The sequence below is a fragment of the Vibrio sp. Vb1574 genome, assembly GCF_033338675.1.
On the sequence record NZ_JAWOTC010000513.1, the window covers coordinates 1 to 1,000 of the forward strand.

General features: G+C 46.2%; 1 protein-coding gene and 1 pseudogene. Both read left to right on the forward strand.

All coding sequences use genetic code 11. The features are described from left to right. On the forward strand, positions 1 to 837 hold an 837-nt coding region (locus R7O12_RS27265), incomplete at its 5' end, for a paraquat-inducible protein A (protein WP_318127169.1). After that, positions 830 to 1,000 (forward strand): annotated as a pseudogene (locus R7O12_RS27270) (paraquat-inducible protein B); the annotation flags it as partial. The gene R7O12_RS27265 and the pseudogene R7O12_RS27270, both read left to right, overlap by 8 nt.

Below are 1,000 nucleotides of genomic sequence, written 5' to 3' on the forward strand. Positions count from 1 at the left end.
GTGAGCTTAATTAAAATTGCGTCTCTGGCCGACATCGGAATGGGCAGCTCGTTTTGGGCGTTTTGCGTATACACAATATTGGTGGTGAAATGCATTTCGATGGTCGATAAAAGCTGGCTGTGGGGGCACTTTATTCCGGCAATCGAGTTACCAAGCGTCAAAGAAGGTGACACTCACCACAACCACAATCACATCGGTTGCCACACTTGCCACCAACTCAATCCCATCGAGGATAAAAAACATCAGCGCTGTATTCGCTGTTACAGTCGACTTCACGAATACAACCCGAGCGAGAACCTACAAAAAGCGTGGGCATTGTTGTTTGCCTCGGTGATTTTTTATATCCCAGCAAACCTCTACCCTATGATGTACACCGTCAGTCTTGGGCACTCAGAAGGTTCAACCATTATGGAAGGCGTCATCTTGCTGTGGCATTTAGGCTCCTACCCTATCGCCATGGTGATTTTCTTCGCGAGTGTGTTTATCCCGATGGCGAAAATGTTGGCGTTGGCGTGGTTGTATTACAATGCGCAAAAGGCTCAATACCTTCCTCCTGAAGAGAGCATTTCGCGCTTAAAGATATACCGATTAACCGAATTCATTGGCCGTTGGTCAATGATCGATATTTTTGTTGTCGCCATTTTGGTTGCACTGGTTCAGTTGCAAAACTTAATGGCAATTTACCCCGGCCCTGCTGCATTATCTTTTGCCGCAGTGGTCATTTTCACTATGCTCTCTGCGATGATTTTTGACTCCCGTTTGTTGTGGCAACTACCACAGAGCGAAGTGCAAGAGCCGATGACTAATAACCTAACTGAGAAAGCCAAATATGAGTGATGAGAACAACGTAACCGCTCAAATAAAACCGCAAAAGCAGATTTCTGCTATTTGGATTGTTCCGATCCTTGCGCTAGCCATGGGAGCGTGGATGCTGTTCCAATACATCAACAGTACTGGCCCACAAATTACTTTACAGCTGCCAACTGCGGATGGGATTGAA